Below are 22649 nucleotides of genomic sequence, written 5' to 3'. Positions count from 1 at the left end.
CCGCCTTCATGAGACAGTCTTAATTTATTTTATTGGAACTTTATGTTACGTAAATCTTAGCTAGATGGCCATAGACCTTCGTAAGCAGAGTTTCCATAGTTGATTTTTTCAGCACTGATGATGAAGCTGATTAACATACTGTTTTCGTCTACCGCGTCGAAGTCTACTTCATGCTGGATGACATATCCGTTTTCCCAGTTCAAAGTGATTAATGTACCTTCTTCGTGAGATTTGTTGAACGTGATTTCACCACTTGTAGGCTTATACTTTCCGTTCAGTAAGCTTTCCAGAATATCAGATTTTTCTGTAGCTTCTACTGTTAATTTGATAATTGCGTTGGATGGGTCTGATGCCACTCTACCAGAAACATCTGTAGATCTTGCGACACTGTAATTAAGCTTTAATAATTTTTGACCTTCGCTTCCGTTGAATTTTAAGATTCCTCTTGAATTTGCTGCCATGATTGTAAATTTTAATCGTTATTATTTTGTGATTCAGTGATTGTTTAGCAAATATAAAACGCTTAATCCTTTCCTGAAAATATTTGAATACAAATCTGAAAAATTGTAGTAATACTACGATTTTGTGTCGTAGAACTACGACTTTTAGCCTTACAAAACTCACTCGAAATAGACATAACTAATTAAATAACAATTAATTAAAACAAAAGAACATATTTCAACCAATTCATTGGCAAAGTAAAATTCATCATTAAGAAACCAATGAAATCTGAAATATCACCGTAACAAAAACAAAAAAAGCAGAAACTTTCGTTCTGCTTTTTGATATGATTAATCGGGTAATTAATGTTTAGTATATTCTGGCTCTTCAACCGGCATCATGGTTGGCATGAAATACTCATTCAACCAATAAAATGTTTGTCCGTTCTGTTGAATTTTTACCGCCGGATTATTTCTGTGCGTAAGCATTCTGTCTGCTAAATCTTTATAATGACGGAAATATGTTCTTGCCGTTTCATTGGTAATAATACTCGACTTTTTCCAACCTTTCAATTTATATTTTGACATTAATTCTTCTTCAGAATTATCAAAACCTGTACTTAATCCAACCGCATAAGACATCGGCTGCTCATATAAATCTCCCTTATCAAGGAATTTTATCGTTGGATTATACTTTTTCAAAAGCTTAATATATTCGTTCACTGCTTTCGACTGACTAAAATCTGCTCTTTCCGCTTCTGTTTTCAGGTAAACTTCTGTATAAAATGCTTTTAGATTATCATATTCTGTTTCTGAGATCAAAATACCTTTTTCAAGCCCTGGTTTAAACTCTTTCAATTCTTTCGGAATATATCCTTTCACTAAAAACGGACTTCCGTAATTAATCAGCTGGGCAGCAATTCCCGCAGGAACCGGATTGGTAAGACCTGGATATAAATATTTATATTTCAATTCTACATCCGTTCTTCCGGCACCAACCGAAGAATGGAAATAATCATTCAACGATTTATCCAGCGTTTCATTATCCAGCGTAACCTGAGCAATTAAGCTGTCAACAGATTTTTTAAGATATCCGGGTGTTGCGATATCCCCTTTTTTCGGGAAAATAACAAAACCTTGAGACATACTCTGCTTCGGATAATTTAATGAGAAGAATCCTTCATCGCCTTCTACCAGACTGAAATTATTTTTCGTTAGGACATCATTCTGATTGATGATCTTTTGCTTTTTAAGTTCTGCAATATTCTTAGCAGTATTCGCTACCACATTTTCAGAAAGCAATACAAAATCATTGTAAGTATCTGCTGATCTTGCACTGGTTTGGAACATGATTAATCTAGCCTGAGCTTGAGTAAGTGCATTGATTACCCCGTACATATTTCCCCCTTGGTTGGCAGAAGTTCCTACCGTAATAACAATATTAGTCTCATCAGGGAAATTAGAAAGAAGATTTCCTGCCGCCATCAATCCTTCATTTACAGGTTGATAACTGCTGTTGCTTGGGCAATTCATTTCATTCGATTTTTGCTCGATAAATGAAGTAATCTTGCTATAATCTGTACTTAAAGTTGAAACAGCTACATTATCTCCACAAGAATTATTTTTAAATAAAACAACGCCATATTTTGCGGTACTGAAATATGATGGCTTTTCAAATCTAAGCTGAAGATCTTGTAATAATGATTTTACAATCGGTGCATACGGAGCGTTGGGAGCACTGATATCTAATGCAAAAACAATATTTATTTTTTTATTTTTCTCTGTAATTTCTCTGTAACGATCAAAATAAATTGGTTCTCCTAATACATTGAAAACATAGTTTTTACTATAATCTAAAACATTGGTAAAATACTTTGTTTTAGAATCCAGCGGAGCAGTTTCTTTTAACGCTAAGTTGACAGGATAGATATTTTCAAGAGGTGTTCTTTTATCAACATCAGTAAGAAGTACCGCTGTTCTGTTTTCAACATCACTTCCTCCCGGAGAACCTTCATGCAACCCTAAAGCGGTTTCTTTAATTCCGGTTGTGTTTTTCATTTTCACAGCAGAACGCTCTCCCCATGCGGAAACAACGTTGGAGCTTACCCACCCATACAAACTTGTACTGATGCTGTCAATATCAACCGTTGGTCTTTTACCTACCAAAAATCTTTTGTTATTTTCAGCTTGCTTATAAACATACACGATTTGTCCGTTCGGGATCTTAACATTTGCCTGCTCTATCAAACTTGGCGAATTAAACACCATGATAGAATCATTCTTGTAATATCTCTCAGAACTTCTGATAACATCACTATTACTTGGCAGCACAGAAACTCTTACAGGAAATCCTGATTTTTCGTTTTTCAGAGAATTGGTCCAAAGAAGAAGATCTGATTCCGGGATCCAGCCGTATGTTTTAATTGTTTTTGACGAAATCTTTTTCATTAAAGCATCAGGAACATATTCTGCTACTTTTACCATTCCGTCTTTGTGTTTTAAAACCATTAATGGCTCTAAAAACTTAACTTCTTTATATGATTTTTCATCACTTTTATCAAGATAGGCCGTATTTCTGGATCTGTCTGAAATCACGATCCATGGCGCTGACTTTTTAGGAAATCCATTGACAACGGGTGAATTATCAACCTGTCCGTATTGAGAAGGCTCAGGAGTTTTTTTTGACGGCAGTTTTACCTGACAACCCGTCAATACTAATGAAACTCCTATGTAATATGCTGCTAGAGGTAGTTTATTTTTCATCCTATTTTATCTTTTATGATTGGTATGCCCTAGAGGACGATTATTTGCTTTGGTTTATATCAACTTTGGTTACACAATTCTGTGTGTCATCAAAATTTACTTTTACAGTCTGGATTACATTGTTTTTATCAAACTGAAGCCCCGCACAATACATGTAAAAATTATTGGCCTTACTGTCGTTTACCTTCACCACCGTATTTTCGTTGTTACACAAATAGGTTTTCAATAGATAATTGTAATGCGAATTGAAACTGTTTCCGTTTGCAATCTGCTGTAAATGATACTTAAAGTCATTATCAATCTTAGCATAAGCATCTTCTACACTCACTTCTTCCTGTAAAGGATCGTAAGCCGGAAGAACTTTTATTTGATGTAAAACAGGTTCAGGACTTTCGTCAGTGTATAATGTTACGACATAATCACCCGGCTTTTTATAGGAATAAATCGCCTGTTTATCTTTAGAGTCTATGCTTCCTGTTTCTCCGAATTTCCATGTAAATTGTTTCCCCTCAGAAACTGCACGGAATTGCACATTTTCAAATTGCATTGCCTGAGTTTGAGCATCAATCAATGCTTTTACCTTTGTAGTATCCTTTGTTTTCGGAATTCCTCTGGCAGAAACCATTACCGGAAAAGATTTAGAATATTTATTATCCACGATAAGCGTTACCGAGTAATATCCTGGCTTATTGTAGAAATGAAAACCTGTACTTTTATCAGAAGTGGTACCGTCCCCGAAATTCCATCTTTTGGTTTTGGCAAACTGGGTTTTATCTTCAAATAAAAGAGTATCTCCTACCTTAAGGGAAGACGGATATACTACTCCCACAATATCATCAGCGGAGTGTATGACTTTCTTCTGCAACCACAATGCAACCAAAGCTGCGATGAGCAAGCTTGCAATAACACCGATGATGATGTTTTTTTTGTTTTTTTGAAAATAATTCATAGTTAATAATTGTGATGTGTTTTATTTTTAAATTTTCTGAATCTTAACTTTATTGATTCCTCGCCTTTAAGGCATTTTCACGTTGAAAAAGCTGGCTTTTCTTTTCTTTAAAACCGATTGAGCATTCGTCAAACTGCTTTACAAAACTTTTTATATTTTCAGTTTTACTTGAAATGATTTTTTTATCGTTGAAATACATTTTATAAAATTTGGCGATCTGCGGGTAAGCTTCTTTCCTAACATCAAATATATTCGCGTTTTCAAAAGAATTAGCTACATCGTTAATCCCATTCATGATATTATTCTCCTCAAAAGGCTGAGGAACTTCATTGGCAAGCCTGTTGATCTGTGTAAACGTACTGTCTAATACTCTTTGGGTAGCTTTTTGCTGCTGGTCAAATTTGGCTTTCTGCTCTAAATTTTGCACAGAAATAACATCCTCATCAGAAAATGGAGATTCAAAACCTTTTAAAAAGATAATTCCTAAAAAAACAATAGCTGCGAAAAGCATGAGTATCAAATAAAGAAACTGATAGTGCCTCTCTTTCTTAGATAATGTGATTGGTCCTTGCATAGTTTCTGTGTTTATTTTCTTCTTCTACTTCCTGTAAATTTCCTTGTAGGATCTAATCTTAGCTCATTATTCGCTGCTCCTACTTTGCCTCTACACTCGCTTAAATCTCTAAGCGCCGTTTGCTCTTTGTAAGAAACACTCACAATTTGAGTCTTTAAAGCCAACATAGGCTCTAACTGTTTCATCAGAATAGAATAATGCTTAAAATTGTTTACACTGTCTTTTCCCATGATGTTCTTAGCATCCCGTACATTATCTAAAATGTAGTTTTTAAGGAAAATATCATTATCAACCTTATTGATATCAAGCTGCTCCATCCTGTAAAAAATACTATCTACATGGGTTCTCAGCAAGTCGCTGCGGGTAAGTAACTCTCTGTAATCATCTGCCTGTTTTTTAATTCCTTCCCTTTGTATGTCATAACTTTTAAAAAAGAAAAACACACTAGTGAAAGAAACTGCAGATAAAATGACAAAAGACAGGACAAATTTCCAAATGCCTATTCTTACGTCTGATTTGTTTAATTTTTTCTCCCTGTTCGAAGACATATATTTTGTGATTAGTTTGGCCTGTGAAAATATAAAAAAAAAATTTATGTACAATACGTAATTTCCCCAAGGTGGTTTCGTGAAAACCCTGATTAACTTAATATTAATTTCCACTTTAATAAGTTTTTCATACATTAGACCTCTAAATTTTAAATATCTTACACCAAATCGATATTAAAGTGAGTAAATTATTAATTAATACTGTTCGATTCTCTATAGCTGACAGTGATTACTATTTCAAAAAAATAATGATCAAAACACTGCTGGAAAGTCCGTTTTATATTGCCCTTAATGATTGTAACAACGGTCATGAGCTTATCAACAGAATTTACAGAAGACAAGAAGACGTATATATTATTGAGCTTTTCATGCCGGTATTAAGTGGAATTGAAGCCATAAAATACATCAGAAAAAGCAATACCGACACTCCTATCATCACTTATTCGGGGACTTATCAGGAAGATATGGCCGAAATTCTCTCTAAAATACCTAATATATTTTATTGTGAGAAAAAAAGCAGTGTTATAAAAGATATTATTAAAGGGGCTATTGCATCCGACACTTTTGATTATGATGCCTATTCTAAGGAATGGGAACAGCAGCCTTTAGCCGTTCAGGAATATATGGACAGACAAAAGAAAAGTCAGGAAGAAGATCTCTCACCAATAGAGATACAACTGATGAAATTCTGCTATGAGGGCTTCAGTAACAAGGAAATCGGAGAAAAATTAAATCTCAGTACAAGGACTATCGACACCTATATAAATAGGCTTACAGAGAAGCTTGGATTGAAAACAAAACTCCATCTCATACGCTTCTGCGTGGAAAGTGGATACTACAATTCTAGCATGTAACACTCCCTTTACACAAACTTAATACAGAGTAAACATTAAAATCTCAACCTTTTACCTAAAAATAAATCGTCACTAATTTGCTAGTATTCAATTTTTTTAACTAAATTTGCACACCTAAAATTTAAAATTTAAAAAGGAAATGACAAAGGCAGAATTGGTAAACACCATCTCAAATAAGTTGGGAACAGAAAAGAATGAAACACAGAAAGTTGTAGAAGCTTTTATGCAGGAGATCAGGACTTCTATGTATAATGGAGACAATGTTTATCTAAGAGGTTTTGGTTCTTTTATCATTAAAACAAGAGCAGCTAAAACTGGAAGAAACATTTCTAAGAACACTGCAATTGAAATTCCTGCACACAATATTCCTGCTTTCAAACCATCAAAATCTTTTGTTGAGAAAGTAAAAACGAAAGTTACAGTAAAATAAGAAAAATTAACTGAATATTAACTAGTTACTAAAAAATTAAAATTATGCCAAGCGGAAAGAAAAGAAAAAGACACAAGGTTGCAACTCACAAAAGAAAGAAAAGAAGAAGAGCGAACAGACATAAGAAAAAATAATCTCTTTTTTCGAGATTTATAATATAACAATATAGTTGGTGGTTTTATTTTTTAAAGTTCACCGACTATATTTTTGTTTTGCAACAACTATAAGATTTTGTGCAGAATAAGGAATACTCCCCTTTATTTTTTTAATAAAGTATGGTGGTTTTAATTTAATTCTTAAATTTAAAACTTAAATATCACACTTATTTCACATTATCTTAACAATTTTACCTTACAACAAAATGAAGAAAGAACTAATAGTTTCGCATGAAGGCGACTTTACGAAGATCGCACTGCTAGAAGACGGAAGACTATGTGAACTTCATGAGGAAGAGGACAAAAGTGATTTTATAGTTGGAGATTTATTTATAGGAAAAGTAAAAAAACTGGCTCCCAACCTTAATGCAGCATTCGTAAATATTGGTTACGATAAAGACGCATTTTTGCATTATCAGGATCTGGGACCACAATACCTTACGTATAAAAAGTTTCTAAAAGATACAATTTCCAAAAAACAAAGCACTTCAAGTTTAAAGAATTTCGAGATACAACCCGAAATCGATAAAAACGGAACCGTAGAAAAAGTAATCGTTAAAGATGATCTTGTTCTGCTTCAAATTACCAAAGAACCTATCTCTACAAAAGGACCGAGAATTTCAACTCAGATTTCTTTAACAGGACGTTTTTTGGTACTAATACCTTTCGACAATAAAGTTTCTATTTCCAAAAAGATCAAAAGCTATGAGGAAAAAGAACGACTGAGAACCCTTATTGAAAGCATCAAGCCAGAAGGTTTTGGAGTGATCATAAGAACCGTTGCAGAAGGAAAAAAAGTAGCCGACCTTCATAATGACATGAATCAACTGATTCAGAAATGGGAAGGTACTTTTAAAAACATCCAGAAAAACAAGGTTCCGTCTAAAGTATTAAGCGAAGAAGATAAAGCTTCAGCTATTCTGAGAGATAATTTCAACCAAGATTTTGTAAGCATCATTTGTGATGACGAACAGATGGTGGAAGAAATGAAAAATTACGTAGAAGTAATTGCTCCCGAAAGAAAAAATATTGTTCAGTTTTACGATTCACACATTCCTCTCCTTGAATATTATAACGTAGAAAAACAGCTTAAACAAAGCTTTGGAAAACACGTAAATATTCCTAGTTCAAAAGGTGCTTATCTTGTTATAGAACACACAGAAGCACTACACGTAGTTGACGTAAACTCCGGAAATAACATCACCACCGGAAATGCAGCCAATAAAGAACACGCGCTGAACGTGAACAAAATGGCAGCAACAGAAATCGCAAGACAATTGCGTCTTCGTGATATGGGCGGCATCATTGTTATCGATTTTATCGACATGCCAAACCCCGATCACAGAAGAGATTTGTTTGAACATCTGAAAGCAGAAATGATGCGCGACAAAGCTCGCCACAAGATATTGCCTCCAAGTAAATTTGGATTGATACAGATTACCAGACAGAGAAATCGTCAGGAAAAACAGATCGAAACAAAAGAAGATAACCCGAATAAAGATGGAGAAATTGTAGCTCCAATCGTTATTGTGGAAAGAATGGAAGAAACCATTAGAAATATTATACAGAAGGATAAAGGAAAACTTTACCTGCACGTACACCCTTTCGTGGAAGCTTACCTTACAAAAGGAATCAAAAGCATCCAAATGAAATGGTTTATCAAGTATAAAAAATGGGTAACCATCATCCCAAGGGACTCTTTTAAATATTTAGAATACAAGATTTACAATTCGACGAAAGAAGAATTGATAGGATATTCTAATTAATACAAAATTTTAAACCTCTAGTTTTTCTAGAGGTTTTTTTGTTATTTTATATCTCATAAGGTCCTTAACAAGCAATAGCATACTATCAACTATCATTATTAATATATTCAAAATGAGCAAACACCATCACTACAAAACCACCATCCAATGGACAGGCAATAAAGGAACAGGAACCAATAATTATCGCAGTTACGAAAGAAGTCATACGATTGCTGTAGATCATAAAGCAATTATTGAAGCTTCTTCTGATCCTGCTTTTCGTGGAGACAAGACCAAACACAACCCCGAAGATCTATTTTTGTCTTCTTTATCTTCTTGCCATATGTTGTGGTATCTTCATTTTTGTTCCGAAGCCGGAATCATTGTTATTGATTACATTGACCATGCCACCGGAATTATGGAGGAAACTGCTACCGGAAGTGGACATTTTAGTGAAGTCACGCTCAATCCGACCGTGACAATTACTGAAAAATCAATGATTGAAAGAGCAAAAGAGCTTCATTTCAAGGCAAATGAATTTTGTTTTATCGCCAACTCCGTAAATTTTCCTGTAAAACATATCCCTACTGTGTTAATTAAGTCAATTTAATAGTATTTTCGAAAACTTTAAAAAGCCTATTAATATTAGAATAATCATCCAATAACTCTAAAATAAATAATAAAAATTCCACACAAAGAGATTTATTTGAATAAAAATCAATAAAATTAAATTTTACTATAACTATTATCAAAAAAACGAACAATTTTATGATATTTTTGTCTAAAATGTAAATATTTTTTTTATTTTTATATAAACAAAACTAACCGTGATGAAGCCAAGATTAATCATTTTTGATGAACCCGTATTGTATACCGAAGGTTTATCAAAATTACTTACCCAAAGTAAGATTTTTGAAACTATTTCTGTATTTAACAATTACGAAGCACTCTCAGAACAATTAAAGGAGGAACCACCCGAGCTCCTCATGATAAGCTCCAATATGCTGATGCTCACAGAGCTTTATACCTCAGTAGAAAATATTACATCCGAAAATAAAAACATAAAGATTATTGTTATTGGCAACAGCTATGACATCATAGATATAAGAAAGCTTTTTAATAAAGGAATTAAAAGTTATCTTGATAAAAACAGCGGATATGACGAGTTTATAAAATCTATCCATGCTCTTCTCCTCAACGAAATCTATATTTGCGAACATGCAAAAGACAAGATGATCAATTTCATGAGTAGCGAGCAAGCTCAAAAGAAAATGCAAATTAAAGATCCACTTACAAGACGTGAAACGGAAATTTTAAAACTCATTTGTAACGGCCTCAGTAGCAAAGATATCTGCGAAAAGCTTTTTATAAGCATCAATACCGTAGAAACACATCGTAAAAGAATTCTTCTAAAATTAAATGCTAAAAACTCTGTAGGAGTTGTGAAATACGCACTTGAAAATCATATGATCGACTAATTAATTATACCTAAAACTAATTAACCAGAAATTCCAAACCTCGTAAGGTTTGGAATTTTTTAATACATAAAAAAAAATCTAATGATGAAAAAGGGAATTTTCATTGACAAGTCAATAATTGTGAATAGTCAATTTTTACATGCGCCATTTACATGCGAAGCAAAATTGACGATTCACATTATTTAGTTTATTCATAGTCCGGCATTTCTGCATTACTGAAAAGAGCAGTCCTTACCAGATCTGTCATAGCACTGTTCAGATCTATAGTCATCACATTTTTCTGAGACACATTATCATTAGAAGTATTCATAAAAATAATCTGCGCATTGTTGGGTGAGAATCTTGGATCCAGATCATTTGTTCCCAAAGGCTTATCGCTTTCAGCGGAAACATCATAATTCGTATTTGTTGTTAAATTATAAATAAAAATCCTCGAATCAAGCTGACGATAATTTCCACTTCCATCCTGATAAGCAGAAATATCTTTTGTGTACAGCAATAATTGCCCATCCACAGAGAAATTCAGTCCTCCTGCAGCTCCGGAAACGCCTGTAAGAATTGTTTTAACAACATTTCCCAATAGATCAACAACGTATATTTTTGCATTGTAGCCGTTGAAATCATTTGTTTTTAATGCTATTTTACTTCCGTCGTAGCTCCAATCACATTCTGAGATCATGCTTCCGTCGGGTGTTGTATAAAGTAAAGTCAGCCCACTTCCATCTTTATTAATTTTGTATAATTTATTGAAGTTTGAATAAATAAGGGACTGCCCATTCGTACTCCAGGAGAAATCCATTTCAAAATTATTAAAACCTGCTACAGGAACTGTTGTTACTTTAAACAGATTGGATCCATCAGGATTTGCCGTATAAAGATGGGTATTTCCTCCTTCAGTTCTCATAAAGGCAATTAGCCCTGCGTTATTATTTTTCCTCGGTCGCCAACTGTTGTAAGACGAATTGGTAAATTGAAAGTTATTTCCTGACGCATCACTTGAAACAATAACTAAGTTTCCGTTTTGCTTCTGAACATAATGGTACCGGTTAGAAGGAACCGTGTTGGTGGTAAATTTACCGATAGCACTTAAAACTGGCGGGTGAATGCCGTCCGAAACAGACACCTGCCAGAAGTAACTAACACCAAACTTCAAATTTGAAAGCGAATAATGTTTCGCCGTCAAATCATTAACCTGAATCACATTCGTGTCAAGGTTATTCTTAATAGTCAAACTATATTTCATGACATCCGCCGTATCAGGGTCGGTTGCACTCCATGTCAACTCCACATTCAAAGGTTGATTTACCGCATTGTCTATCGGACTTAGCAACAACGGTGTTGTGGGTGGAGAATTTAATGAAGTATCATCATCCATTTCAAAAACTACGGTTACCACTTGGTTTTGGTTTTGAACATTCACCGCCTGAAAATTGGTAAGGTACCCAGACAACTCTGCTTTTACAGAATAATTGCCTACAGGCATATTGGGAATTTCAAAAGAACCGTCTTTTCCGCTAAACACGGTCTGCGTGGTAGGAGCCGTAAAAATCTTCACATTGGGAATAGGCTCATTCGTTCCTCTTTTCACCACTTTTCCTTTTAACATTCCTGTCTGAGCCTGATCTACGAGGTCTTCATTACAAGAAAATAAACAAACAGAAAAGATGATTATGCTGATAAATTGTATTAACGTTTTCATAGTTTATGTTTTTATTTGTTACCAATGTAAAAGTTGATTCCCAATGCAAATCGTATGGCCTGATCTTTTCTTTTACCATTCACCAAACCATCCCAATCATCTTTAAAGCCCATATCATATTGGCAGGAAGCTCTTAAGGCCATGTTTTTATCAATCAGATATTCTAATCCACCTCCTATTTGCCCTTTATAATTAGGTTTAAATTCAGAATACATCGCACCCAGCCCCCCATAGATGTAGGGCGAGAGTTTATATTTAGGGAAAAGTAAATATTCGAGATTGGCTTCAGGAACATAATAATTTCGCTTAATAATATTTTCGTTTTCCAACGTAAAATAGTTACCGCTCACCTCCACATTGAAATTGGGACTTATAAAATATTTAAAGCCTACTTTCCCGCCAATATTCATTTTAGGGTTTATGTAATCGTCTTTTACTTTTTGTCCTTCAACCTGTGCAAAAACGGAAAATTTCTTTCTGTCGTTATCTGGAAATCTATTTCCTATTGCTCTGTTTTGGTTTTGCTCTTGTTCTCTGTTGTAATTATCGATCAAAGCTTGGTAGTCTACCGTATTATCTACCGCTTTTCCCCATATTTTATCTCTTATTCCTTCAACAATTAAAGATTTTACGGCTTTCTCGATAGCTTCAGACACGGCAAGCTGAACGGGTTCGTTTTGAGTTAATCCCACCTCAGCTTCCAGAATCCTTTCGGTATCAATATATCTGAAAAAACTTCCGTTAACACTTGTAGAAAGAATGGTTTTGGAGGTATAAACTGTTTTTAGAATTTCACCATTCAATGTAGAAACCGCACGAAGATAAATGGTAATTCTATCTTGTCGGTATTGCGTTGAAGCCCCGATTCCAAAGTATCTGGCTCCCAATCCTCCGGTCATAATATTGCTGTCATAGGAAATCACTCCGCCTTCCAGAAGAATTCCTGCGTATAAAAGTGGTGGTAAAGCCTGAGTGTTTTTATCGGCGTCTTTTAAATATTCTTGTCTTGTGGATCTAATGATCTGCCTTTCGTTCAAAAGATTGGCGATGTTTTCTCTTTCAATGGGAACAAACCATTTGCTATCTTCTAAAGCTTTAATAAGAATAGTTGTGGTTCCCTGCGGAACAGCGGTGCTCCAGTTATTTCCATTCTCAGAAGGCTTATATTGCCCTGTCTGATCTCGGAATTTATAGACACCGATAACGATTTTTTCTTTAGGTAAGGGTAAATTTTTCAATTCTGCGGTATAGGAGGTGTTTTCTCCCATCGTAGATTTTTCGGGATTGGACGGCAATCCGAATAACGAGCTGCAAGCCTGTATGACACACAACAGGACGGCACAGAAAAAAATTCTGGTGTAAGTGTAAGCTCTCATGGTAAGTTTGGTTTTTTTAGTTACTTTTTATTTTGGAATTACGATCTCGGACTGATCGCCAGTATTGGTATCCAAAATATTTATTAAAAGTCCTTGAGCGGTTGTGGTAACCTGTAGATACAGGGACCCGAAAAGATAATTTCCCGGTTTAACACTTCCCTCTCCGAACTGTTCTTCAAACAACTTTCTGGACAATTCACTCAGCACTTGTCGGTTAAGACTTTGGCCGAAACCGTCAACAGAATTCACATTCTTCAGCAAGCTGTTGTTGCTTTTATCATCAAATTGATTTTGAGCATTTGCTGAACTTAAAAGCCATTGATAATTAAAGGTATCTCCCCCAAATGCAGGATTTATTGGCTTGTAGACGAGTTGCTGAGACTTCCCGAGGAATATCCCTGCAATAAAGGTCAAAATAAGTATTAAAGTTTTCATGGCGGACGTTTTTAGTATATAAATTCATTTTTTATAAGATTTTTCTTTGCATTATATTCTTTGATATATTTTAAACTAGTTACTAATTGTTCTTTAAGGTAATCCTCATTAGGGTTGGTCATAAAACTGTAAACCACTTTATCATCCATTTCTATATTGATCTGTCCGTTGGTTCCACGGCCCGGAAGTTCAGAAATCGTAATGGCAGAATTGCTTTTATCCGGAAGCTGGCTGTATTGAAGGTAAAAAATATCATAAAAATCTTTTCCGACTTTGCTTTTGGTTTGATCAATCGTTAAGCCTCTTAATTCAAAAACAACATCGTCTTCTATTTTGCTGACTTTCTTTTTAAATGATTCGTTATTAATCTCAAGGCTGTCTTTTGCTACCAACTGTTTTGTTTCTTCATCTTTAATGTAAAGAAAGGCTTTCAATGCATCTTTTTTTTCCAGGTTAACATTCATCTCAGACAAGACTTTTGTTTCATTGGGATTCACTGAAAATTTCCCGCTCTGCTGATTGTTTGAAAGATTACCACCACTTCCTTTTTTAATGGAAATCAAGAGATAATTAAGTTCTTTATAAATCGTAGTATTATTGGTGATTACTGCTTTTAGATTGATCTGACCTTCTATTATTTTGTTCTCAATCTTAGCATTAATTTTTTTATCTTCCTGTCCGTTCATCCCAACAGAGAGGAAGATAAAAAAAGAACACAAAATCAAAGAATAAAAATTTTTCATCATCCGGAGCTTTAATAGTTTCTCACAAAAATCGTTTTATTATCTCCTTTCACCTGTATTTGAAGGCCATCTGAAATACTGTTACTTCCCGTAACATCTATTATATTATTATTCCCCTGAGTTGTAATAGCTGTTTTGGTTGCTGCATCGCTAAACGAATTGTTAAAATAAAGACTGTTGTAATCTCCCAATTGTTTTACAGAAATATTTGTTTTAGAATTAAGAGAAAGTTCAGCATTATTAGCCTCACCAATTTGAATAACGTTGGAATAAGAAATTCCCTGATCAGAATTTTGACCCGCAATAACATTTAGAATTGTATTACTGTTTATCTGATCCCATTCTATCTGCTGTGATTTCACAGACAAGAAAATGAAAAGTGCACATACACTCCACCCCAATTTAAACATGGTACTAATTTTGGTTAAAGTTACTGGATTACAAGGCTGTAGAAAACATGATAATGTGGTACTACTCAAAAATCACTGTTTACAGTTACCTTTTTAAATTCTTTTAAAAAAAAGGAGAAGCCTGAGCCTCTCCCACGTACTATTACATTTTGTAAAGTACTTTTTCTAGTTTGATTGACTAACCATTATTGTATTATTATTTCCTATCTGCGCTCCAAAATGGAAGTTAGAATCTCCTGATTGGCTTAGTTGAGTAAAGTTATTATTACCCGCCTGAAGATCTAAAGCAATGTTTCCATTTCCATCCTGTGTTTGATACAACTGGTTATTATTACCCCATTGTAGTCCCATCGCAGTGTTATCATTTCCTTCTTGTACAGCAACCAGGATATTATCATTTCCCACTTGACCATGCAATGCCATATTATCATTTCCACCTTGGTACTGGATGGCAATATTACCATCACCCAACTGTACAGCTGTCGCTTCATTTCTTCTTCCTAATTGAATCTGAAGTGCGATATTATCATCTCCTGTTTGAATTAAGGTAGCTTGATTTCTATTTCCATTCTGAAGTTGGTAAGCAAAATTATCATCACCCGTCTGTGTTGAAGAAGCTTCATTTCTATTTCCTACTTGAGTTTGTTCGGTAGTGTTTGTTAATCCCGCCTGTAAAGTTGTAGCCATGTTTCTGTTTCCTGTCTGGCTTACATCATTTGAGTTTCCGGTTCCCGTTTGATCTACATCTATTGAGTTTCTGTTTCCAATACTTTCCGCCGTATTGACATTAGAAGTTCCCACTTGATCTATATCAGCCGTATTACGATTTCCATCTTGTGTTAATGTATTAGAATTCGTAAGACCTGTCTGGGTTACCGTAGCAACATTCCAGTTTCCTGTTTGGGTCGTTACATCAATATTTGATTGTGCAAAAGTAAAACCCATAGCCATTAGTGTAAATACACCTGTTATAAAATTTTTCATCTTAGTAAGATTAATTGGTTAATAGTCTGACAAAGGTATACGCTACAACAAAGGCGCGAAACACTATAAACACGTAGATTTTAAAAATCACTGGTTTTGATACCTAAAGTCATTATTGGCGGGTTTCAGAGGGTCCCTTCTGTCAGTTAGGTGAAAACACGGGGACCGTGTATAGGTAAAAACCCCATTTTTCCTTTCTTGGTTAATTAATGTTAAGCCTATTCTTTTCTTCAGTATATATTGCTAAATTTGAGCTATGGAAAATTTTGGAAAAGATTTATTACGAAAAATTAAAAGTGTAGAACTACCCGGAGAACATGCTCACGGCGTTTTTTCACCTCCTTCCCGTCCCGTTTTTACGTATGACGAAGTATTAGCAAAAAATCCAAAATTCGCTGCTGTAAACATTGTTTTGTACATCAAAGACGATGAGTGGTATTTCCCTTTAATATTAAGAACTGAAAACGAACGAGACAGACATAGCGGACAAATCTCTTTACCCGGCGGAAAACGCGAGGAAATGGACAAAGATTTTGCAGAGACTGCCGTTCGTGAGACTTCGGAAGAGATAGGCATTGAAAAGCATTATGTGAGAATCATAAGAGAAATGTCTCCCATCTACATTCCACCAAGTAATTTCTATGTTTATCCGTACATATCTTATACCAAAAAGGACCCTACTTTTATCCTTCAACATACAGAAGTAGTAGAAACTATAGAGTTCCCCATTACGTCTTTCCTAAACCTTCCCGATAAGCCAGAAATAATGGCTTTACCAAGCGCGGGAGGACATGAAGTTCCGGTCATTAATTTTAACGGATATATCATCTGGGGAGCTACCGCAATGATATTAAGTGAATTCAGCCAATTGTTGAAAAAAATGTAACTTTGCAAGATTGTGTTTAATTGATAGATGGCAAAGAAAAATATTTTCACCGATGCATTCGGAACACCTTATTTTTTAAAAAGGTTAATCATTTTTATTTTAGGACTTGTCTCTTACAGAAGATTCAATGGCTTTAATAAACTAAAAATAACAGGTACAGAACACCTTGTGGATCTTCCGGATTCCAATGTGCTTTTTGTATGTAACCATCAGACGTATTTCGCAGACGTGGCAGCAATGTATCACGCTTTCTGTGCGGTAAATAACGGCTATTTAGACACCATAAAAAACCCGATCTATCTGCTTAATCCAAAGATCGATTTTTACTATGTGGCAGCTGAAGAAACCATGAATAAAGGTATTCTTCCAAAAATTTTTAAAATTGCAGGTGCTGTAACCGTAAAAAGAACTTGGAGAGCTGAGGGCCAGAATGTCAACAGAATGGTAGATCTTACAGAGGTTGATAACATTATGAAAGCCTTAGACAACGGCTGGGTAGCTACTTTCCCTCAAGGTACTACATCGGCTTTTGCACAAGGAAGAAGAGGCACCGCAAAACTGGTTAAAAATCAGCGCCCTATCGTTATCCCGATTAAAATTAACGGGTTCAGAAGAGCGTTTGATAAAAAAGGCCTCCGTGTAAAGGTAACAGGCGTAAAACCTACCATGGAGTTTAAAGCACCTCTGGATATTGATTATGATAATGAAAAAGCACCAGAGATTTTATTGAAAATAATGACTGCCATTGAGCAGACAGAAGATTTCAATGTACTACACAATTATGATGAAGAACTTAAAGCTAAAAAATTAGAACAAAAAGATTCAGATAATTAAAGTAGATTAGATATGAAAAGAATAATAGGGATCTTATTCGCCATCATAGTATTAGTTTCATGTAACAGCCAAAAAGTATATTCGGATTTTGACATAAGTTATTCTAAAAATGGGGGAACTTCTCCTATTTATGAGAATTTACTTATTAAAGCCAATAATGCGCATTACTCTTTTGAGGGACAGGGGAAAAAATTGAAACAAGATTTTAAACTTTCCAACGAGGATCTAAAAAAATTGGATAATGTTCTTTCCCAAAATAATTTTAGAAGAATACAGGAAGATCGTAAAAAATTATACGATAATGTAACAACTACTATTAATATTAAAAAAGGTCCTAATGAAGGCAGCAAAACAGATGCGAGTTTAGTGATGCCCAATTTTAAAACCAACTGGAACAACATTTTGAATGCTTTCCAGGAGATCATTAATAACAACGTTAAAAACAGTAAATAAGTTGAAGACCCATTTCATTGCTATTGGCGGAAGTGCCATGCATAATCTTGCTATTGCGCTAAAAGACAAAGGATATCAGGTGACAGGTTCAGATGATGCTATTTTTGAACCTTCAAAATCAAGACTTGAGAAGAAAGGAATTCTTCCTCAGGAAATGGGATGGTTTCCAGAAAAAATAACTTCTGATATTGATGCTATTATTCTTGGAATGCACGCTCATCAGGACAATCCTGAGTTAGCAAGAGCAAAAGAATTGGGTTTAAAAATATACTCTTATCCGGAGTTTCTTTACGAACAGTCTAAAACCAAAACCCGTGTTGTCATTGCCGGTTCTCATGGGAAAACCACGATTACCTCAATGATTCTTCATGTTCTGAATTTTCATCAGAAAGATGTAGATTACATGGTGGGCGCTCAGCTGGAAGGTTTCGACTGTATGGTAAAACTCACTCAGGATAATGATTTTATGGTGTTGGAAGGTGACGAATACCTTTCCTCTCCTATCGATTTACGTTCAAAATTCTTACTCTATCAACCCAACATCGCTTTAATGAGCGGAATTGCCTGGGACCACATCAATGTTTTCAAAACGTTTGATGATTATATTGAGCAGTTCAGAAGATTTGTTGCAAGTATTACTCCGGGAGGTGTTTTAGTGTATAACGAAGAAGATGCTGAGGTGGTAAAAGTTGTGGAAGCAGCTGAAAATTATTTCAGAAAAATCCCTTACAAAACGCCGGAATACGAGATCAATAACGGACAGGTATATTTAAAAACCGAAATGGGAGATATTCCACTTTCTGTTTTTGGAGCACACAATTTATTGAACCTGGAAGGAGCAAGACATATTTGCCATACATTGGGAATTATGGATGAAGATTTCTATGATGCAATTATGAGTTTCAAAGGCGCTTCAAAACGTCTAGAAAAAGTAGAAAGAGAAGACAAAGGAACCCTTTACAAAGACTTTGCACACGCGCCAAGTAAAGTAAAAGCCGCTGTAAAAGCTTTCTGTGAGCAATTTAAAAAAGAGAAGAAATACGGTTTCCTTGAGCTTCATACGTATTCAAGCTTAAACCCTGTATTTTTAGAGCAATATGATCACGCCATGGATGGATTGGAAGAAGCCATCGTATTCTATTCTGAAGATGCTTTAAAGATCAAGAGAATGGATCCTATTTCACCAGACCTGATCAAAGAAAAGTTTAAAAATGAAAATCTAAAAGTGTTTACCAATGCCGAAGAACTTCATGCCTATTGGGAAACGTTGGATAAAACCAGCGGTGTTTTCCTAATGATGAGTTCGGGGAATTTTGGAGGTTTAGATTTAACTAAATAATACTTTTTCACATAAAAATAAACTCCTTTCAGTTTGAAAGGAGTTTATTTTTTTAATTGATCTTTTTATAGAATCTTCTGATAATATCTTTTATTCCATCACCATCTATATCTTCGGTTCTGTCTTCCATCACCATATCATTTTGGGCAAGCTGAGTTACAAAATAGGGATAATCTACTTCATCTTCGAACCAAAATTTCATATTAGGCTTGTCGAATGTATAATTTCTCGTTACGACATCTGTTTGCACGCAAGTATTGCCTGTCTGTGCAAAGCTAATTGATGTCATATTTGCTTGCTTAAATTCGTGAGTGCTCTTTTTCTGGCAGTCAGTCGATATACTCGTTTGCGTCTGTTGATTGGAAGATTTATAAACCTCCGCTTTCTCAATATACCATTTTCCTATGATTGATGCTTGATTGTTCGTTTGAACGTCATCATCGTTACTATTGCATCCAATAAAAGAAAGTACAATTAAGGATAAGAATATTTTTTTCATAATTATTATTAACTGTCTTATAATTGGCAAAATTAAAACAATTTTCCTCAAACCCTTTCCGTCACGACAATGAGATTTCTCAATTCCGAGCTATTTTTATGTTTATGAATGGGTATATACTTAATTTCAGCATCAATACAAAATTCCTAGAGCTTGCTCAACATACTGATACATAAGAGCTAAATTCTTTGGAATATTTTGATTGATTTAATCACTAACAGTTTTCGGTAGAGTCACAAAAAAAAGGAAGCAAAAGTTTTGCTTCCTTTTTTTGTATTGATTTTATTTAGAATAATCTATTAAATATCCACAACAACATTTAACATTTTTTGCTCCCACTCAGGATCTTTTGGATCAAAGAATATTCTTTTATTGGTATCCAGAGAACGTACAGTATCCATTTCGTCTCCCGATAATTCAAAATCAAAAACATTGAAGTTTTCTTCAATTCTGGAAGGTGTCACAGATTTTGGAATCACGCAGAATCCTTCCTGTAAATGCCATCTTAAAATAACTTGTGGAACCGTTTTGTGGTGTTTTTCAGCAATCACTTTTAAAGATGCATTATTCAACAATTCAGCATTACCGTTTCCAAGCGGGCTCCAGGGCTGAGTAACAATATTATTCTTTTTGTTATATTCCTGCAATTCTTTTTGTTGGAAAATTGGATGTAATTCAATTTGGTTTACGACAGGAACAATTTTTAAATTAGCTTTTAATTCTTCCATTTTCTCCACCGTGAAATTACAAACACCAATGGCTTTTATTTTTCCTTCATGATACAACTCTTCCATTGCCTTCCAAGATCCTAAGAAGTCTCCGTAAGGCCAGTGAATAAGATACATATCCAGATAATCCAACTGTAATCTGTCTAATGTTTTTTGGAAGGCAGCTTTTGCTTTCTCATATCCAAAATCCTGAACCCAAAGTTTTGAAGTAATGAATAATTCTTCTCTGTTTACTCCACTATTTTGAATTGCCTTTCCAACCCCTACTTCATTTTGATAGATTGCCGCCGTATCAATCATTCTATATCCTGTTTGGATTGCTTTAACCACTGTATCTTCGCATACTTTTTGGTCCTCAATCTGCCAAACTCCAAATCCTAAAGCCGGAATATCAATTCCGTTATTTAATCTTATAACAGGCTGTCCTGCATATGTTTTTTGACTCATAAATCTTTTTTTAATTTTATTAATATGATGTCTAACAAATTTCCGATAAAAAATTGAAATTACGACTTACCAATTTTACTGAAAACCTGAGTTTTTATAATCTCAGTTACATTTTCCATTCACAATAAAAAATCTTGTTTCATTTATAAATTATATCTTTGCGCCTCTAAATTCAATAAACTAAACCATGAAAATCAATTACAAGAAACTGGTACCTTTTATAGGTATTCTTTGTTCAAGCGCTATTACAGCGCAAGCTCCAGCCATAGAATGGCAAAAATCTTTAGGAGGAACAAACTCCGATAGAGCACACACTATTATTCAAACTGCCGATGGAGGCTATATGATTAGCGGAGCATCTAATTCAAACAATGGAAATGTAACAGGAAATCACGGAAATCAAGATTACTGGCTTGCTAAATTAAATGCAACAGGAAATCTTCAATGGCAAAAATCTTTAGGAGGAACAGGAAATGACTATGGAAGTTCTATTATTCAAACTGCTGATGGCGGATATGTGGTTGCCGGAACCTCTGATTCAAACAATGGAAACGTAACAGGAAATCATGGACTTACAGATGGTTGGGTTCTAAAATTAAATTCTGATGCAGGAATTATTTACTGGCAAAAATCTTTCGGAGGAACAAATTATGATGTTATCAATAAAATGATCCCTACGGCAGATGGTGGTTATATATTTGCAGGAAGCTCTTCTTCAAACAATGGTGATGTACCTGGAAATAATGGCTATGTAGATTATTGGATCGTAAAAATAAGTTCTGATGGAAATGTTCAATGGAAAAAATCTTTAGGAGGAACGGGAGATGATAGGGCTACTTGTATTGTTCAAACCAGCGATGGTGGATATGCAGTTGCCGGATATGCAGAAAACAACAATGGTGATGTAACAGGAAATCATGGTGGAAAAGATTACTGGGTTATAAAGATGAATTCTGATGGGGGCGTTATTTATTGGAAAAAATCTTTTGGAGGAACATATCAAGAGTTACCACAATCTATTGTACAGACTTCAGATGGTGGCTATATTATAGCTGGTTCCTCTTCTTCTAATGATGGAAATGTAACAGGAAATCATGGAAGTGATGATTCTTGGATCGTAAAATTAAATTCTACAGGAGATCTTCAATGGCAGAAAGCTTTAGGAGGAACTAAGGTAGATGATGCTTCTTCTATCATTCAAACCGCCGATGGTGGGTATTTGGCTGTAGGAAGTACTACTTCCAATGACGGTCAGGTAACAGGATATCATACCCCTTCAAATACAGGTCCTGGAGAAGCACCTCTTTCCTATGATTATTGGGCTGTAAAGCTAAGCACTACAGGAAATATTCAATGGCAAAAGTGCTTAGGAGGATCAGGAAGTGATGAGGCTAGCTCTGTTATTCAAACTGCAGATGGCGGTTATGTCATTGCTGGAAGTTCAAATTCAAACAATGGCGATGTAACGGGAAATCATGGAGATTATGATATTTGGATCGTAAAACTTGCACAAGATAATCTGGCCACGAATGAGGTTGTGAAAGATGCTACAACAGTTAATATTTCCCCCAATCCGGCAAAAGAGAATATTACTTTGAAGCTTAATTATTTTACCCCTTCTATGGAGGTTAAGATTACTGATATGTTAGGGAAAACCATTCATACTCAAAAATTAGAAGGGTTAACAACAAAAATAAATATCGGAAACCTTGAAAAAGGTATTTATTTTTTAAACCTAGTAGGAGGTAAAGAAAATATCAGCAAAAAATTCATTAAAGAATAATTTACACTAAAAATATTTGTTTACAATAGACCCTGTACTTCTTGTGCGGGGTTTCTTTACATATTAATTCCCAAAATATAGTTTCTAATTCTTTACT

General features: G+C 34.8%; 23 protein-coding genes. 10 read left to right on the top strand and 13 right to left on the bottom strand.

The window, feature by feature from the left end:
* Positions 1-56 precede the first annotated feature (56 nt).
* The 5 genes from tssD to tssO form a co-directional block, all read right to left on the bottom strand.
* Entirely contained in the window at positions 57-461 is a 405-nt protein-coding gene (gene tssD, locus AMQ68_RS14025) for a type VI secretion system tube protein TssD (protein WP_054511266.1), read from the bottom strand.
* A gap of 342 nt (positions 462-803) precedes the next feature.
* Complete coding sequence (tssR, locus tag AMQ68_RS14020; protein ID WP_054511265.1) at positions 804-3203, bottom strand: type VI secretion system protein TssR domain-containing protein; 2400 nt, start codon at positions 3201-3203, stop codon at positions 804-806.
* A 40-nt stretch (positions 3204-3243) separates the two neighbouring features.
* Positions 3244-4152: a PKD domain-containing protein gene (locus AMQ68_RS14015; protein ID WP_054511264.1), complete on the bottom strand. Its 909-nt coding sequence runs from the start codon at positions 4150-4152 to the stop codon at positions 3244-3246.
* 49 nt (positions 4153-4201) lie between these two features.
* Positions 4202-4726 (bottom strand): type VI secretion system transmembrane protein TssO, encoded by a 525-nt coding sequence (locus AMQ68_RS14010; RefSeq protein WP_054511263.1) that lies wholly within the window; start codon positions 4724-4726, stop codon positions 4202-4204.
* A gap of 11 nt (positions 4727-4737) precedes the next feature.
* Positions 4738-5274 (bottom strand): type VI secretion system TssO, encoded by a 537-nt coding sequence (gene tssO / locus AMQ68_RS14005; RefSeq protein WP_054511401.1) that lies wholly within the window; start codon positions 5272-5274, stop codon positions 4738-4740.
* A gap of 248 nt (positions 5275-5522) precedes the next feature.
* Here tssO and AMQ68_RS14000 point away from each other — a divergent pair, with 248 nt between their 5' ends.
* The 5 genes from AMQ68_RS14000 to AMQ68_RS13980 all read left to right on the top strand — a co-directional run bounded on the left by AMQ68_RS14000 (position 5523) and on the right by AMQ68_RS13980 (position 9936).
* Positions 5523-6128 carry a response regulator transcription factor gene (locus tag AMQ68_RS14000; RefSeq protein WP_241775135.1) on the top strand — a complete coding sequence of 202 codons (606 nt, stop codon included), beginning with the start codon at positions 5523-5525 and terminating at the stop codon, positions 6126-6128.
* A 139-nt stretch (positions 6129-6267) separates the two neighbouring features.
* Positions 6268-6558, top strand: a complete 291-nt coding sequence (locus AMQ68_RS13995; RefSeq protein WP_027388329.1) for an HU family DNA-binding protein — start codon at positions 6268-6270, stop codon at positions 6556-6558.
* 361 nt (positions 6559-6919) lie between these two features.
* Positions 6920-8479, top strand: a complete 1560-nt coding sequence (locus tag AMQ68_RS13990) for an Rne/Rng family ribonuclease (protein WP_054511261.1) — start codon at positions 6920-6922, stop codon at positions 8477-8479.
* Positions 8480-8591: 112 nt separating this feature from the next.
* Positions 8592-9068, top strand: coding sequence for an OsmC family protein (locus AMQ68_RS13985; protein WP_082384093.1), 477 nt, complete (start codon positions 8592-8594; stop codon positions 9066-9068).
* 220 nt (positions 9069-9288) lie between these two features.
* Entirely contained in the window at positions 9289-9936 is a 648-nt protein-coding gene (locus AMQ68_RS13980) for a response regulator transcription factor (protein ID WP_054511259.1), read from the top strand.
* A 187-nt stretch (positions 9937-10123) separates the two neighbouring features.
* Here the strand turns inward: AMQ68_RS13980 and AMQ68_RS13975 are convergent, their stop codons facing one another.
* The 6 genes from AMQ68_RS13975 to AMQ68_RS13950 all read right to left on the bottom strand — a co-directional run bounded on the left by AMQ68_RS13975 (position 10124) and on the right by AMQ68_RS13950 (position 15583).
* Entirely contained in the window at positions 10124-11635 is a 1512-nt protein-coding gene (locus AMQ68_RS13975) for a carboxypeptidase-like regulatory domain-containing protein (RefSeq protein WP_054511258.1), read from the bottom strand.
* An 11-nt stretch (positions 11636-11646) separates the two neighbouring features.
* The gene (locus AMQ68_RS13970) at positions 11647-13011 is read right to left on the bottom strand and encodes a CsgG/HfaB family protein (RefSeq protein WP_054511257.1); all 1365 of its coding nucleotides are present in this window, start codon (positions 13009-13011) and stop codon (positions 11647-11649) included.
* 27 nt (positions 13012-13038) lie between these two features.
* Positions 13039-13446 carry a curli production assembly/transport component CsgF gene (locus tag AMQ68_RS13965; RefSeq protein WP_054511256.1) on the bottom strand — a complete coding sequence of 136 codons (408 nt, stop codon included), beginning with the start codon at positions 13444-13446 and terminating at the stop codon, positions 13039-13041.
* Positions 13447-13457: 11 nt separating this feature from the next.
* Positions 13458-14189, bottom strand: coding sequence for a curli-like amyloid fiber formation chaperone CsgH (csgH, locus tag AMQ68_RS13960; RefSeq protein WP_054511255.1), 732 nt, complete (start codon positions 14187-14189; stop codon positions 13458-13460).
* 11 nt (positions 14190-14200) lie between these two features.
* Complete coding sequence (locus AMQ68_RS13955; RefSeq protein ID WP_054511254.1) at positions 14201-14599, bottom strand: hypothetical protein; 399 nt, start codon at positions 14597-14599, stop codon at positions 14201-14203.
* A gap of 165 nt (positions 14600-14764) precedes the next feature.
* Complete coding sequence (locus AMQ68_RS13950) at positions 14765-15583, bottom strand: hypothetical protein (protein ID WP_054511253.1); 819 nt, start codon at positions 15581-15583, stop codon at positions 14765-14767.
* Between the two features lie 256 nt (positions 15584-15839).
* Between AMQ68_RS13950 and AMQ68_RS13945 the strand changes: the two genes are divergently transcribed.
* From AMQ68_RS13945 to murC, 4 genes are read left to right on the top strand one after another with little or no spacing between them, the layout of a single operon-like run.
* Positions 15840-16469, top strand: coding sequence for a CoA pyrophosphatase (locus AMQ68_RS13945; RefSeq protein WP_054511252.1), 630 nt, complete (start codon positions 15840-15842; stop codon positions 16467-16469).
* Positions 16470-16496: 27 nt separating this feature from the next.
* Positions 16497-17303, top strand: coding sequence for a 1-acyl-sn-glycerol-3-phosphate acyltransferase (locus tag AMQ68_RS13940; RefSeq protein ID WP_054511251.1), 807 nt, complete (start codon positions 16497-16499; stop codon positions 17301-17303).
* Positions 17304-17315: 12 nt separating this feature from the next.
* Complete coding sequence (locus AMQ68_RS13935) at positions 17316-17756, top strand: hypothetical protein (RefSeq protein ID WP_054511250.1); 441 nt, start codon at positions 17316-17318, stop codon at positions 17754-17756.
* 1 nt (position 17757) lies between these two features.
* Positions 17758-19095 (top strand): UDP-N-acetylmuramate--L-alanine ligase, encoded by a 1338-nt coding sequence (gene murC / locus AMQ68_RS13930; RefSeq protein ID WP_054511400.1) that lies wholly within the window; start codon positions 17758-17760, stop codon positions 19093-19095.
* A 52-nt stretch (positions 19096-19147) separates the two neighbouring features.
* Here the strand turns inward: murC and AMQ68_RS13925 are convergent, their stop codons facing one another.
* Together AMQ68_RS13925 and AMQ68_RS13920 are read right to left on the bottom strand one after the other, a co-directional pair.
* Complete coding sequence (locus tag AMQ68_RS13925) at positions 19148-19594, bottom strand: lipocalin family protein (protein ID WP_054511249.1); 447 nt, start codon at positions 19592-19594, stop codon at positions 19148-19150.
* Positions 19595-19893: 299 nt separating this feature from the next.
* Positions 19894-20769 (bottom strand): aldo/keto reductase, encoded by an 876-nt coding sequence (locus AMQ68_RS13920; protein ID WP_054511248.1) that lies wholly within the window; start codon positions 20767-20769, stop codon positions 19894-19896.
* A 187-nt stretch (positions 20770-20956) separates the two neighbouring features.
* On the opposite strand from AMQ68_RS13920, the gene AMQ68_RS13915 reads away from it, so the two are divergent.
* On the top strand, positions 20957-22552 hold the full coding sequence (locus AMQ68_RS13915; protein ID WP_054511247.1) for a T9SS type A sorting domain-containing protein: 1596 nt from the start codon (positions 20957-20959) through the stop codon (positions 22550-22552).
* Positions 22553-22649 lie beyond the last annotated feature (97 nt).

The sequence above is a fragment of the Chryseobacterium sp. ERMR1:04 genome, from assembly GCF_001297705.1.
Lineage (GTDB): Bacteria > Bacteroidota > Bacteroidia > Flavobacteriales > Weeksellaceae > Chryseobacterium.
Note: the sequence above shows the minus strand (reverse complement) of the source record. Positions and strands in the feature narration are given on the sequence as shown.